This window comes from Alterotamlana spongicola (assembly GCF_035818475.1).
Taxonomy (GTDB): Bacteria; Bacteroidota; Bacteroidia; order Flavobacteriales; family Flavobacteriaceae; genus Cognatitamlana.
The window spans coordinates 1-15,328 of sequence record NZ_JAYMGV010000004.1 but is presented as its reverse complement, the minus strand read 5'-3'; the positions used below and the strand labels follow the sequence as shown (position 1 = coordinate 15,328).

Below are 15,328 nucleotides of genomic sequence, written 5' to 3'. Positions count from 1 at the left end.
AGGCACCTGTTAAAACATACTAGTTCTAGAAAACATAATGTAATAATCTAATAATGACAACATTTATCAATCACTAAAAGACTTAAAGTTTGAAAAAATTATTCATGGCATTACTTGTTATTCTTCCCTTAATATCTTTTGGGCAGACCAAAAAAATAACATTGAAAGAGGCTATTACAACGGCTCAAAAACAATCTCCTGATTATAAAATAAACCTAAATAGAAATCAATCCAGTTTTTGGAGATATAGAAACTATAAAGCTCGTTTTTTACCTCAACTCAGGCTTGATGCTACATTGCCGGAGTATAGCAATTCTATTAAAAGGCAAACAAATGATAATGGTCAAGACGTTTTTGTTAGCCAAAACCAATTATTCTTATCGGGCAGGGTATCTGTATCTCAAAACATTCCATATACTGGTGGTACGCTTTCTCTATATTCTAATTTAGAAAAAGTAGATCTTTATGGTGACGAAAATTTTACAAACTATTCGGTAATCCCATTTTCAATCCGCTATAATCAAAATTCACTTTTTTACAACCAATTCAAATGGGATAAAAAAATTGAGCCTCTAATCTTTGAAGAATCTAAAAGAGATTTTATTGAGAGTATGGAACAAATTTCAATAAATACCTGTAGGCGTTATTTCAGCTTATTAAAAGCCCAAATGCAGCTTAAAATTGCTGAACAGAATTTATCCAATCAGGACACCTTATATCAAATTTCAAAGGGACGTTTCAAAATGGGGAAAATTGCTGAAAACGAACTATTGCAAATGGAATTATCCCTTTTAAACTCTAAGAATAACGTTACTACCAATACCATAGATTTAAAGCGAACATCTCAAAATATAGCAAGGTATCTGGAATTGGAGAGTGAAAATATTGAATTAGCAATACCAAGTGATTTGGCTCTTTTTGAGGTCAATACCGAAAAAGCATTAAAAGAGGCTCAGGCCAACAGGAAAGCTGTAATTGAATTTAGAAGAAAAAGACTTCAAGCAGAAAATGAGGTAGCTAGGGCAAAAGGTAACAACAGGCTTCAAATGAGCTTGGTTGCTAATTTGGGTATATCACAAAATGGAGATGATTTTAATAATCTTTTTAACAATTACAACAAACAGCAATTTGTGTCATTAAACCTAGGGATTCCTATTTTTGATTGGGGCGTGTCAAAATCAGAACGCAGAATGGCTGAGGCCAATTTAGATTTAACAAAGAATAATATTTCTCAGGACGAACAGGCATTTGAACAGGAGATTTATCTTCATGTTTTAAACTGGTCTAGCAAAAGGGACTTTTTAGTCACAGCTGAAAAGGCTATGGAAATTGCCGGAAAGAGTTATGAGATAACAAAAAAGAGATATGTATTAGGAAAAGTAACAATTACTGATTTAAACATAAGTCAAGAAAATAAAGATCAAGCTTTTGTAAGGTATTTAAATTCCCTTGAAGGTTTTTGGGTTGATTATTATATTTTAAGGCAGCTTACGCTTTACGATTTTATAAATGACAAAAAAATAGAAGTTGAAGACATTCTTTATAACTAAATAGCTTTTAATTCATATTTTTGAACTATGAGTTTCACTAAAACTACCGAACAGGATTCAAACTACGACCATCTTGAAAAGATGAGTATTTCAGAGCTCTTGCTAAATATTAACAACGAGGACAAAACGGTGCCTTATGCCGTAGAAAAGGCTCTTCCACAAACAGAAGCATTAGTCTTTCAAATAGTTGATAAACTAAAACAAGGTGGACGCTTGTTTTATATGGGTGCTGGTACCAGTGGTAGACTAGGAATTGTTGATGCCTCAGAATGCCCGCCTACTTTTGGTGTTTCGCATGAACTGGTAATCGGGCTCATAGCCGGGGGCGATTCTGCCATTAGAAAAGCCGTAGAATTCGCTGAAGACTCTACTACTCAAGGCTGGAAAGATTTAAAAGCGTATAACATTAATACAGATGATGTGGTGATAGGCATTGCTGCATCCGGTACAACGCCTTATGTGATTTCTGCTCTTGAAATGTGTAACAAAAACAATATCATTACCGGTTGTATTACCTGTAATAAAAACAGTCCGTTATCTCAAGTATCCCAATACCCTATTGAAGTTATTGTAGGCCCGGAGTTTGTTACCGGCAGTTCTAGAATGAAAGCAGGCACAGCACAAAAATTAGTTCTTAATATGATAACCACATCTACAATGATACAACTTGGGCATATAAAGGGAAATAAAATGGTAGATATGCAACTAAGCAATAACAAATTAGTTGACCGCGGGACTAAAATGATTATGAACGCGCTTGATGTTTCTCAAGAAGAAGCTGATGAACTGCTTCAAAAATATAAAAGTGTACGCGCAGCTATCCAAAATTATTCAAATGGAAACACATAGAACAAACAAGGAGGTTCTCTTTAAAGGAATAAAATTAATGGCGATATCATTGGCGTGTATGTTTTTGGGACCTACACTAGTTTATGTGTCCCTTACCAACCAAGATAGGAGCTTATACATCCTCTTATTGGCCATAGCCATAATTATTTGTTGCCTAGCTATGTTTTTTGCCTTCAAAGGTATTAATACCATTCTGGACAGCATGTTTAAAAAAAAATAAACTTAATTTATTGGAGTTGGAGTTTGCTTGGGAGTTGTTGGATTGTAACCAAAATCTGAATCGTCAAGTGTAACACCTAAGCTATCAAAAATATAGTTAATAATGGCGTAGTGATGAATGGTATGACTATTAGCTTGTGCCAGTAACGCTCCGTATGTATATGGTATTTCAGTTTTCCCCAAGCCTAAATTATCAATAACCTCAACTATATCATTCATATTAAATTTAGCTGTATTTAATTGATCTATTACAGATTTTAAGTAATTCTGAGCACATTCGCAATCGGATTCTACAGTCTTATTTCTACTCCTGGCCGTTAAATCTATTTTGCCTTCAGAATTTGTTGTAAATAGACAATCGTAAAAATCTAAAATATGGCGTATATGCGATCCAATACTGGAATAATAAGGAGAAACTGATGCATCACACAATTGCTCATTGGATATTAAATTTAATAAAACCTGAGACTTTTGTAATGTTTTTAAAGTAGATTGAATAATAATGTTCATGGACACTAATTTAACCAAATAATTTGAATTAAAAATTATTTGGCTTTAGTCTTGCAACAAGCTTTTCCTTACACAATTATTCTTAAAGTTAAAAACTACTAAATGCCTTAACAATATTATCTCTTATTTGCTTCCTAAAATCACATCAGGAAATTCTTCATAATTTAGATAATCATCTAATTCTTTTTGTGTTATATCCGTTTGCCAAGCATAGACTTTTTGTAAGTTCTTCATCTTAGAAAAACTTTCCAAACTCGTTTTTGCTATTTTATTATCATAAATATTTAAACTCAACAAACTGGTATGATTTTCAAACAGCTTAACTCCGGCATCAGTAATTTTATTTCTGTTCACTATAAGCTTTTGTAAATTAGTAAAGGAAGCTATAACCTCCATATGCTTATCATTAAGTTCATTATCTTCAATGTATAGCCAAATAATATTATCCTTGATTTTAGAAAGCTTTTCTAACTTTACCCTTAAACCTTTAGTCCCTTTTATCATATTATGTGGAGGAAGAACAGCCTCATACACATTTGAATCAAAAACCAATTCTCTTATATTAAATCCTTCAGAGATCAGGTCTTGAAGAATAGAATCATCTATCTGTGATACCTTAGGTAAGTCTACCGTTCCCTTTTTGGAGCCACCTTTAATTCCCAATAAACTGGAAGCAATATGATATACATCTTCCGGAGTATCTACTGCTACTACTTTGGTATTAAAATCAGCATTTGCATTGTTAATCCAATATTGTAAAATTGTAATTTCTTCATCAGTTAAGGGTGTCTTCCCATCCGGTGGCATAAAATCATCGTGTTCCGGATTAAGCATTACACGCTTGATTATTTCTGACTTTGATGAATTACCCGCTATCAGAGCGTCTCCCCCTTTTCCTCCTTTCATAATAGAAAGTGAATCTACAAGAGACAGCCCTCCTTTTTTCTTACTTCCATTATGACAACTTGTACATTTATTATCTAATATAGGTTCCACCAGGTAATCAAAAACAACGGCATCTTCAAGTTTTTCAACAGGAACCAGAACTTTCTTTTCTTTTTTATTAAACGGAAGATATTTTATTAAATAATCACTGCCATGAGTCAAATTACCACCGTAATGCCCAGTGATGCTAAGCAATATCACAACAAGTGTTAAAACCGAAATATTAGCTTTTACTCCTTTTAACTTACCTATTAAAATTTTTTCAGTTCTAATCAACCATGCCAATAAAACTATTATGGTTGTTATTATGCCAAACCAAAAATGATTGTCCAGCATCAATGGGTCATAGTCCCCACTTAATGAAAGAAAATAACCTAAAACACAGGCTACTAATGCTGTTATAAACCCCAAAAACAAAGCAAATGGAATTGCTAACGTAAGTGATTCATACTTTTTCTTTCTACCAGCCAATTCCAATAGAAAAGCAAAAAACAAGAATCCTATGGGAAGATGTACTATTAACGGATGGAACCGGCCTAAAAACAATATAAAATCTGGTGCTTCATTCATAAAACATAAATTCTTTATACGCGCTCTAGCTTATAAGGCGCAGTATGATTAGCATTCCACTGACATATATATAGATTTTTATCTTCATCTATGCATACATCATGTCCATGATAAATAGGTTTATTCTCTAATTGATATGATTTTTGTAAAACACCATCCTTATAAATTGGCTCGGTGCCACCTGGATTAGATATCACTTTATCTCCTTCCATAATAGTAACAAAACCTGTATGATCTTTCCAGGTTGTCTTCCCCACTTTTGGCTGTGACCAACACACACCGGCATATAGATTATTGTCATCAAAAACGGCTCTACAAACAGACATATTAGGCATCTTTACCGTTTTGACATACTTACCATCTAATGTAAAATATTTAAAACATTGTTCTGAACGTGATGTACACACGACCATTGGATTACCTTTTTCTCTATAATCAATAGCTACCCCATGCGCACTCACTAATCTATAATTAGGATCCGGATTATCACTCCCTCCCCAATGGCGAATGTATCTTCCGTTAGCATCATATTGAATAATTCTACTCAGACCATACCCATCCGCCACATAAATATCCCCATTAGGGCCTACTGCTGTTTCTGTTGGACAAAAATCTTCGTCAGGTTTATAGATTCCAATAGTTACCGGGTGTCCAATATCAAAGACTACTCTACCGTCTAACCTGGTTTTGGTAATTCGTCCGTTGTGCTTTATCCATTTACCAAGTTTATTTAAATACCACCCTGAATCAGCTAAAAACAAAAACTCTTCATCTCCTTCATTTGAAACAGTCAACCCATGTCCTCCTGGATAGGCGGTACCCCAATAATCAAGTAACTTGCCGGATTTATCAAAAATCAGCACATTATTTTTTGGATGGTCTCCAATCATAATCAATCTACCTTTACTATCCATCATCATCTCATGACAATTTAATAGTGGTACATTCACATGGCCTATTTGAGCCCAGTCTTTAATAAGTCTATACTGATAATCTCCATGGCCTAAAATAACATCAGCAGTGGGTTTGTTTTTATTAATAATGGTAAAACCAAATGAAGGTGTTGCAGCCAAGGCTGCACTTGCTAACCCTGTTGTTTTTAAAAAGTTTCTTCTTGTAGACATGATATATTTTTTAAGTTAGGAGGTCTTTTACAACGTGACCATGAACATCGGTCAGCCTGTAGCGCCTCCCCTGATGCTTAAAAGTTAATCGTTCATGGTCTACACCAAACAGGTGTAATAATGTGGCATGAAAATCATGAACATGCACTGGATCTTTTGTTACATTGTAGCTAAAATCATCTGTTTCGCCATAAGAAAATCCGGGTTTGATACCTGCACCGGCCATCCACATGGTAAAAGCTTTTGGGTGATGGTCTCTACCGTAGTTCTTCTTAGTTAATTGACCTTGCGAATACACAGTCCTACCAAATTCACCTCCCCAAATTACAAGCGTATCATCAAGCATCCCGCGTTGCTTTAAATCTTTAATTAAAGCCGCTGTAGCTTGATCTGTTTGTCTGGCCTTATTTTTCACACCCCCTGGACAACCAATATGCTGGTCCCAGCCCTGATGGTATAACTGTACAAATTTCACCCCTTTTTCTAACAACTTCCTAGCCATTAAGCAATTGGCCGCATAAGTTCCGGGGTCTCTACTGTCTTTCCCATACATCTCAAAAATATGGTCTGACTCATCAGATATATCTGTTACTTCAGGGATAGACGTTTGCATTCTATACGCCATTTCATATTGGGTCATTCTGGCTTGAATTTCCGGATCACCATAGGCATCATGCTGAATAGAATTCAACTTATCCAAATAATCCAGCATTTTTTTACGATCAGTTCCATCGTAATTATCAGGATTATTCAAATACAATACTGGATCTTTTCCTGAACGGAATTGTACACCTTGATGCTCTGTTGGCAGGAATCCATTTCCCCATAAACCAGCCTTTAAAGGTTGGCCATTTCCGTTTTTAGAGATCAAGGTTATAAACGTTGGCAGATTATCATTATCAGATCCTAGACCATAACTTAACCAAGAACCAATAGATGGACGCCCGGGAAGTTGATGTCCCGTTTGCATAAAAGTTACGGCCGGTGTATGATTAATTTGATCTGTTTGCATAGACTTGATAAAACACAAATCATCAACTACTTCTGATAAATGCGGCATAATTTCACTCACCCAGGCTCTAGACTCTCCGTATTGTTTAAACTTGAATAAAGATGGTGCTACAGGCAAGGTACTTTGACTTCCACTCATTCCCGTTAGGCGTTGTCCTCCAATTACAGACTCCGGTAAATCCTGTCCAAACATATCTACCAATTTTGGTTTGTAATCAAACAAATCTAATTGAGATGGCCCTCCGCTTTGAAACAAATAAATAATACGCTTAGCTTTTGGTAAATGATGCGGTAAGCCCAATTTGTTTTTTGTAAAAGTCTCAACTGCTCCATTAGAATTCCCAATAGAACTCCAGGCCTTTTCAGCATTAAGCAAGCTACCAAGTGCCATAGCCCCAATACCTAAAGAGGTTTTCTTTAAAAAATGCCTTCGGTCTATTTGCTTTTCAATATTTTGAAGATCTTTATTGTTAGATCTTAATATATCATGATGATCACACATAATGAATTGTTTTATCGTTTTGTTATAAAAGCATCTGAGTTAATTATTGTAGATGCTACTACTGCATTAGCTGCTACCAAAGCCATATCATCATCAGGATCGATTTTATGTTCGCCAATACTGATCCAGCCCTGAGCTTTAGCCTTATTATTTTTGAATTTTTCAAACTCAGACTTTTGCAACTCTGACAGAATTTCAAGCTCATTTGGTTTTATATGCCTTCCTGTTAATTTTCTATATGTTGCTGAAATGCCTTCACTTAGGGTATCATATTCAACCATTTTCTTTCCTAAAACCCTGGCAGCTTCAACAAATGTTGGATCATTTAACAATACTAAAGCCTGTAATGGCGTATTAGTTTCTTGTCTTCTTGTAGTACATAAATCTCTTGATGGCACATCAAAAGTTGCAATAGTGGGGTGCGGAACGGTACGTTTCCATATAGTATACATGCTCCTTCTGTATAGTTCTTCTCCTTTTCCGGTAGTATACGTCCCTCCACTAACGCGCCATAATCCTGGTGGTTGATACGGATAAACACTTTCTCCTCCAATAGTTTCGCTTAATAAACCTGAAGCAAATAAAGCATTATCACGAAGCATTTCTCCTGATAATCGTTTAGAAGGTCCTCTGGCCAATAATTTATTTTCATGATCAATTTCCATTAACTCATTACTGGCTATACTACTCTGTTGGTAGGTGTTAGACATCATTATAAGTTTATGTAAGGCCTTAACATCCCAACCAGACTCCATAAACTTTATAGCTAACCAATCTAAAAGTTTTGGATGACTTGGTAATTCTCCCTGATTACCAAAGTCTTCAGAAGTTTTTACAATGCCTTTTCCAAAAATATTTTGCCAATATCTGTTTACGGTGACTCGAGCCGTTAACGGATTGTCTTTATGTGTAATCCATTTAGTCAAACCAATTCTGTTTTTAGGTAAACTATCTGGAAAAGCAAATATTTTTTCGGGTGTATTTGGAAACACAGAATCTTTAGGAGCATCATACTGCCCTCTGTCTAAAACATAAGCCTGTCTTGGGGTTTTCTTTTCTTTCATGACCATAATTTGCTTAATAGGCTCAATACTATCCACTAAAGCCTGCCTGTTCTTTTCCAGTTTTTTAAGAGCTTTATGATACGTTTTAGAATTAACTAATAAATAATATTTAACAAGTTTTTCCTTGTCATCATCAGATAAATCTGCATAAGATTTTTTCTTAATCCCTTCTAAAGCATTAGTGTTTGAAATTTGTAAAACTTCAAATTCACTAAGTTCTTTATTAAACACCAGCAAATCATCTACAACAGCTCCTCCAATCCCTTTTCCTCTCCATACAGCTCCAATACGTAAGCCCGGTTCAAGTTTTGGACTTTCTTTTCCATAAAGTCTTAAACCATCAAAAATGATATCCTTATAAAGGTTATCAAAAACAGTTTTGGTTTCAAGCTTTTCCCCATCCATGTAGATATGTACTCCATTTGCTTTGCTCGAACCGTCATAGGTCATGGTTAACTGTACCCATTTTTCTTTTGGTATGTCTTTTAAAGATTCAATAACAATAGCGTTATCAGGATATACATGTGCTAACAACGCTTCTATTTTATTGTCTTTTAGTTTTAAATGATAACCTCTAAAACTATGTAATTCAGGTCCATTCATTTTATGAAAAATAACCCCGGTTTCTAAATCTTCAGGTATAAAAACTTCTATACCTATGGAAAAAGGTTGATTTCTTTGGTAAATACCAATTTTATCTAGATCAAGCCATGTGTCTCCATCCATAAAAAGCCCTTTTCCCTTAACTCCCTTTTTGTAAATGGCTTTTTCATTATCAGCAAATTGCTGACGCATTCTTATTTTGTTTTTTCCATTACCGCCAGCGGTATTGATAAGCTTTTCATTATCAAAATTAAAGGCAGCAATTAACCCTTTTGGCTTTTTGTATGTTGGGATTGATTTATAACCTTGGTTATTGATCCATTTTTCTGCTTCTATACGTTCTTTAGCTGCGGTTATTTCAACTTGTTCTTCAGTGTCGTCAACCAGCGTTTCTAAATAAGCTAAAACGCCTTCCTGCTCCTTAGTAGGAAGCATCATAGCTGGAACAGGTGTTGCTAAATCCCAAGGAATCAATCCGGTTTCATCTACATTATTGAAAAAACTATACATCTCGTAATAGTCTTTTTGAGAAACGGGATCGTATTTATGATCATGGCACTTGGCACATTCAAGTGTCAATCCCAGAAAACCTTGTCCCATAACAACCGTCCTGTCCGACACATATTCTGAACGAAATTCTTCATCAATAATACCGCCTTCAAGATTTTGTGGATGTAATCTATTAAATGTAGTAGCTAATCGCTGTTCTTTAGTTGCATCAGGCAGCATATCCCCAGCCATTTGCCATAGAATAAACTGGTCATAGGGCATATTTTCATTAAAGGCTTTAATAACCCAATCGCGCCACGGAGAAACGTCCCTATACCAATCAACACTATAACCATGTGTATCTGCATATCTTGCTAAGTCCATCCAATCTAAAGTACGTTGTTCTCCATATTTGGGTGATGCCAAAAGACGATCTATCTGTTTTTCAAAAGCATTTGGTGAATCATCCTTTAAAAAGGCCTCCAATGCTTCAATTGTAGGTGGCAATCCTGTTAAATCAATAGATACTCTCCGTAATAATAACTCTTTATCTTCTTTTTCTGAAAGCTTTAACCCTAGAGGTTCCAATTCTTCCAATACAAAATTATCTATAGGGTTGCCCACCTGATCTGCATTTTTCACCTTAGGTAGTTCTTGATTTTCAGGTTTTAAAAAGGCCCAGTGGTCTTTATATTCAGCTCCACCTTCAATCCATTTTACAAGTACGGCTTTTTCATAATCGTTTAAGGTTAGATGAGAACCCGGTTCTGGCATAATCAACTTAGGGTCATCTGTAAAAATACGATGAAACAACTCACTTTTGTACAAATTTTTAGGTTTTATAGCCACTTTACCTGGACTTTCTGGCAGCTCAGCATAAGCCAACTCTGCAGTATGTAATTGTAAACCTCCTTTTATATTGTCTTTATCGGGCCCATGACACAAATAACACTTGTCTGATAAAATGGGTTTAACATCCTGGTTAAAGTCTACCTTTTTTGGAAGTTTTTGATATTCTATATATACCGATTCAGGCAAATCTACTTTGTTACATGCACAAAGTAACAGGGTAACCAATATTAGGAAACTTAATCTCATACCTTAGTTTAACTTAATGTTTCTGCTATTGCTACAAAATTAGAGTTAATGTCTAAAAAACACCTATTAAAATCAGGCTAAAAAATGTACATTTCCGATATTCATATTTTTAGAATAACGCAAAACAATCTATTTTTACATATTATTAATATAATTCACCTGACACATTTTATTACACAATGAATGATTTACTACATCACTTAAAGTTCAGTATGTTACATGTTGGGTATGAAAAACTGGACAATAAATGGAATTACGATAATGTAATCAGTCCTTTTGTCAGATTATTTTTAGTCACAAAAGGACAAGCTTATTTACATCATACAAATCAGACATTTAATTTAGAGACCGGCTATATGTACCTCGTTCCAAGTTATACGTATAACAGTTATGGTTGCGATGCTTATCATGAGCAATATTATACCGGATTTTTTGAAGAAATAAAATTTGGCATGTCCATATTTAATATTAAACAATTTAAATTCAAAGTAAAGGCTGTTCAAACGGATATAGACCTTTTTGAACGCTTAATAGCAATACATCCTAAAAAAGTTGTAACAGACAGAAACCCCAAATCACACATTAATAACTCTCTATATAATTATAATAAAGCAGGTAGTATATCATTAAATCACGATATTGAAACACAAGGAATTCTAGCAATACTTTTCTCCCGTTTTATTGAAAATATAGATGTAGCAACACGAAACACCATAGGTTTTAAAAGTGGAGATTTAAGCAAAGTTTTGGTTTATATTGGAAAACATATCCATGAGGAAATTACAGTAAAGGCGTTGGCTGATTATTGTCATTTAAGTCCCGACCATTTTACCAGAAGTTTTTTTGCCAACTACGAAATAACACCTAATAAATATATACAGCTAAAACGCATAGAACGTGCTCAGTTCTTATTACTTACCACGAGAGATAGCTTAAATCAAATTGCCGAAAGGGTTGGTATGAAAAATATATCCTATTTCTCAAGAAAATTTAAAGCCATTACAGGAATGAGTCCGGCACAGTTTAGAAAAAAACAACTCTATTAGAATAGTTATATCATGCATCAATTTCAATCATTAAAACTTAAATTACTCAATGCCGGTTATGCTAAACTGGATCATAAATGGGATTTTAATAATGTAATTAGTCCGTTTAGCAGGTTGTATTTAATAACTAAAGGCCAGGCCTTTGTCTATCACAATAATATTAAATATGATTTAATCCCGGGCTATTTGTACTTAATTCCCAGTTATACCTATAGTAGTTATAAATGCAATTTATACCATGAACAATATTACATAAGCTTTTTTGAGGAACTGGGTAATAGCTTATCCATTTATAATTTTGCAAATTTTAAATACCAGATAAAGGCTAATGCACTTGATAAAATCCTGTTTGAAAGGTTACTGGATTTAAACCAGAACAGAGCCTTGGTTAACAATGCTCCAAAGCATTATGACAACTATAAAACATTATTAGAATTTGAGAAAAAAAACAAAGAACTTTCTTCCAGTGCTTTTATAGAAACACAGGGAGTTTTAAAGGCATTGTTATCCAGGTTTTTTGATGGCTCTGATATTTTTCATAACAAAACACCTATTACAAATTTAAATCAGGTCTTACAGCATATTTCAGAAAACCTAAATCAAAATATTACAGTGAAAAGTTTGGCAGAATTTTGTCATTTGAGCACAGATCATTTTTCAAGGCGTTTCAAAAAAATATTTGGTTTACGCCCCAGCAAGTATATCCAAAACAAAAGAATTGAACGCGCTATACTTTTAATCTCAACAACTAACTATTCTTTAACAAGAATTTCAACCATTATTGGTTTTGAAAACTACAATCATTTTTCCCGAATTTTTAAGCAAACAGCTGGTATTACACCCAGCAATTTTAAAAAACAACAACACAAGGACATCATTGTTTAAAAAACACCTCTAGTTTTTTAAGTCTTCCAGTACTAACCGCAGCTCTCCATAACTGTATTTCTCATCCAACTGATGCTTTAGATCCGATAGGTTCTCAAATTTTTTACCTGGTATGAGGGCTTTTAACTCTTTATAATGCGTTGCAGATATTAAATCGGTTACCTTAACCTCTCCGGAAGGAATAAAACTGGCCAAATGCCCAAATATTGTATTCTCATTAAGCCCGCGTTCACTTGCAATTTGTTGGGCAGACTTCCCTAAGTTAAATAAACTCAACGATTCTTTTTTGGTATCTCCCCGTTTTCTTTTAGGTTTTAATACTTCAAAAATTTCAGGTTCTTCTGACGTTTCAATATCATGGTCATCACAATATATTCTAATAACTTTTAAAATAGCAGTGCCATATTTGTCTACCCGGGTTTTCCCCATTCCATTAACTTTTAACAGTTCGTTTTTAGTAGTTGGTAAAGTTTCGCACATTTCATAAAGTGCTTTCTGTGTAAACACTTGGTAATGAATTAAGTCTTTCTCTTGAGCGATATCATTTCTTAGTATACGAAGTTTTTCAAACAATTCTACATTACTGGTACCTTCAATAACCATTTTTCTGGCCTTTTTGGGCTTGTCTTTACCTATGAATACTGATTTAGCTCGCAGTTCCAAAAGCTGTTTTGTTTCAAACCTATTAGTCAAACCTTTAAAATAAAGCAACTTCACAGCCAGAAAATCTTCAAAAGTATCTAAATGTTTGGTAACCTCCCCACCTACTGTTTGATTATCTGTAGTAAAAGCAAAAGCCTTCAATGGTTCCACAATCTTAGTTTCCGTTTCAGTCTTAAAGTAATCAATCGCTTTTTTAAAACGTTCTTGAATCAGTTCGCTTTCTTCAGCTAAGCTCTCATTTACAGAAAGTTGTTTCAATTGACTATTAAACCCATTACTCACTTTTAAAAAACCTGTAATACAGTCCTTTATTAGTAAAAATGTGCTTTCAACCGGGCCTTCAATCACAGTTCTGTTCTTATAATAAATATCCAGAATTCTACTTAGCGGATATAAAAACTCATAAAAATCAAAAATCTCGGCAATCAAATCCAACTGAAAATCTTTTTGTGAATCTTCTAAAATTGAATCATCAGGAGCATTCTGTTCTGCCTGTGCATTAAAACTCATCACATTCCCATCACTTATAATCTGATTTGAATGAATCTTACTCTTCAATACCAAACCTTCTAATGATTTGCACCTACTTAACGCCACATAGGTTTGCCCATGTGCAAAAGCCCCCTGAGCATCAATAATAGCCTTTTCAAATGTTAATCCTTGACTTTTATGAATAGTTATAGACCAGGCTAAACGCAGAGGTATTTGGGTGTATGAGCCTATTTTCTCTTCAACAATAGCTTTAGTCTCAGGGTCAACCGAATAGTTTATATTCTCCCAGATTTCTGATGTAACTATAATATTAAAATCATCATCCTGACAATGAACCACTACTTCATCAACATCTAAATGAATAACCTTACCTATTTTCCCATTAAAATAACGCTTCTCATGACTACTGTCATTTTTCACAAACATGACCTGGGCTCCTACTTTTAGTTCTAAAATCTCCTTATTGGGATAGGCATACTCCGGAAATTTACCATCTACTTCTGCTGTATATGTAACTGTTTTTGTCTTTAATTTCTCTAGCTCAGTTCTATTGGTTGCTTCTGCTTTATTGTTATGTGTGGTTAATGATATATAGCCCTCATCAGGTTTTGGAGTAAAATCAGGAATATAGCGTCTATTCAATTCCGCAGCGGCCACATCAGTTAATGTATTATTCCTGATTTCGTTTAATATTTTAATAAATTGGGGATTCTCCTGTCTGAAAATATGCTTTAATTCTATAGTTATAGCCTTGCACTGTTGAAATGCCAGACTGCTAAAAAAGAATCCATTTTTGTATACATGCTTTAAAAGCTCCCACTCCTGCTCCTTAATTACCGGTGAGAGCTGTTGCAAATCACCTATCATTAATATTTGTACACCACCAAACACCTTATTTTTATTTCTAAAACGACGCAGTGTTCTATCAATACCATCCAATAAATCAGCTCGTACCATACTTATCTCATCAATAACCAGAAGATCCATTGACTTTATAATATTAATTTTGGTCTTGCTAAATTTTCTATTAAATCCTTTTGAGGCATTCAAATCTGTATCGGGCAAAATAGGACCAAACGGCATCTGAAAAAATGAATGTATGGTAACACCTTTGGCATTAATGGCAGCCACACCGGTAGGTGCCACCACTACCATACGTTTCAAACTGTGCAGTTTCAAACGATGTAAAAATGTGGTTTTACCGGTTCCTGCCTTTCCCGTTAAAAAGATAGATCGGTTTGTGTCATTCACAAATGCCCATGCCAATTCCAGTTCCTTATTTTCAACCATTTAACAGATAACAATTAGAATTTGAATATACTAATTCTCATGTTTTAATTGGATGGTTTTTAGGAAAAATAAAAGCTTTTAAGCCAAGTACAAAAGGCATTACTACTATCGTTCCCGTATATTATCTGCTTAAAAATATAGATTACGACGATTCAAATGCTTATATCAAATACTGAATTAGAATTTGAGAAGTTACTTTGGAAGTAATTACAACACTTACACGATTTAGATGCTTCAAAAAGCGAATTTTAGTTTTAGTATCTCCAGATTAGTGTTTCATAAGTTTATTTAAATCAAAAAAAAATCCCGATTCTTAAAAAAGAATCGGGATTTATAAAAACACTGATTATACAGTATCAAAAAAGGCAGCGACCTACTCTCCCACGAGTGTAGTACCATCGGCGCTAATGGGCTTAAC

11 protein-coding genes are annotated in these 15,328 nt (G+C 34.4%); 5 read left to right on the top strand and 6 right to left on the bottom strand.

All coding sequences use genetic code 11. The features are described from left to right. Positions 1 to 89: 89 nt before the first annotated feature. Genes VOI54_RS15920 through VOI54_RS15910 form a run of 3 tightly spaced genes read left to right on the top strand, consistent with a single transcriptional unit; the run spans position 90 to position 2,619 of the window. Positions 90 to 1,550 (top strand): TolC family protein, encoded by a 1,461-nt coding sequence (locus VOI54_RS15920; protein WP_326284081.1) that lies wholly within the window; start codon positions 90 to 92, stop codon positions 1,548 to 1,550. Between the two features lie 27 nt (positions 1,551 to 1,577). Beyond that, on the top strand, positions 1,578 to 2,399 hold the full coding sequence (gene murQ, locus VOI54_RS15915; protein WP_326284080.1) for an N-acetylmuramic acid 6-phosphate etherase: 822 nt from the start codon (positions 1,578 to 1,580) through the stop codon (positions 2,397 to 2,399). Continuing rightward, the gene (locus tag VOI54_RS15910; RefSeq protein WP_326284079.1) at positions 2,311 to 2,619 is read left to right on the top strand and encodes a DUF6095 family protein; all 309 of its coding nucleotides are present in this window, start codon (positions 2,311 to 2,313) and stop codon (positions 2,617 to 2,619) included. The genes murQ and VOI54_RS15910 overlap by 89 nt, the downstream gene beginning before the upstream one ends. 2 nt (positions 2,620 to 2,621) lie before the next feature. Here VOI54_RS15910 and VOI54_RS15905 read toward each other — a convergent pair whose 3' ends face one another. The 5 genes from VOI54_RS15905 to VOI54_RS15885 form a co-directional block, all read right to left on the bottom strand. Next, positions 2,622 to 3,128, bottom strand: coding sequence for a DinB family protein (locus tag VOI54_RS15905; protein ID WP_326284078.1), 507 nt, complete (start codon positions 3,126 to 3,128; stop codon positions 2,622 to 2,624). Between the two features lie 123 nt (positions 3,129 to 3,251). Then, positions 3,252 to 4,643: a c-type cytochrome domain-containing protein gene (locus VOI54_RS15900; protein WP_326284077.1), complete on the bottom strand. Its 1,392-nt coding sequence runs from the start codon at positions 4,641 to 4,643 to the stop codon at positions 3,252 to 3,254. A 14-nt stretch (positions 4,644 to 4,657) separates the two neighbouring features. Beyond that, positions 4,658 to 5,767 carry a twin-arginine translocation signal domain-containing protein gene (locus VOI54_RS15895; protein ID WP_326284076.1) on the bottom strand — a complete coding sequence of 370 codons (1,110 nt, stop codon included), beginning with the start codon at positions 5,765 to 5,767 and terminating at the stop codon, positions 4,658 to 4,660. A 10-nt stretch (positions 5,768 to 5,777) separates the two neighbouring features. Then, a complete protein-coding gene (locus VOI54_RS15890; RefSeq protein WP_326284074.1) occupies positions 5,778 to 7,280 on the bottom strand; it encodes a DUF1501 domain-containing protein in 1,503 nt (500 codons plus the stop codon). Between the two features lie 11 nt (positions 7,281 to 7,291). Next, entirely contained in the window at positions 7,292 to 10,534 is a 3,243-nt protein-coding gene (locus tag VOI54_RS15885; RefSeq protein WP_326284073.1) for a DUF1553 domain-containing protein, read from the bottom strand. Between the two features lie 179 nt (positions 10,535 to 10,713). Here VOI54_RS15885 and VOI54_RS15880 point away from each other — a divergent pair, with 179 nt between their 5' ends. Together VOI54_RS15880 and VOI54_RS15875 are read left to right on the top strand one after the other, a co-directional pair. Then, a complete protein-coding gene (locus VOI54_RS15880; RefSeq protein ID WP_326284072.1) occupies positions 10,714 to 11,580 on the top strand; it encodes an AraC family transcriptional regulator in 867 nt (288 codons plus the stop codon). A gap of 12 nt (positions 11,581 to 11,592) precedes the next feature. After that, entirely contained in the window at positions 11,593 to 12,465 is an 873-nt protein-coding gene (locus tag VOI54_RS15875) for a helix-turn-helix domain-containing protein (protein ID WP_326284071.1), read from the top strand. Positions 12,466 to 12,474: 9 nt separating this feature from the next. Here the strand turns inward: VOI54_RS15875 and VOI54_RS15870 are convergent, their stop codons facing one another. Continuing rightward, the gene (locus VOI54_RS15870) at positions 12,475 to 14,910 is read right to left on the bottom strand and encodes a helix-turn-helix domain-containing protein (RefSeq protein ID WP_326284070.1); all 2,436 of its coding nucleotides are present in this window, start codon (positions 14,908 to 14,910) and stop codon (positions 12,475 to 12,477) included. Positions 14,911 to 15,328: the final 418 nt, after the last annotated feature.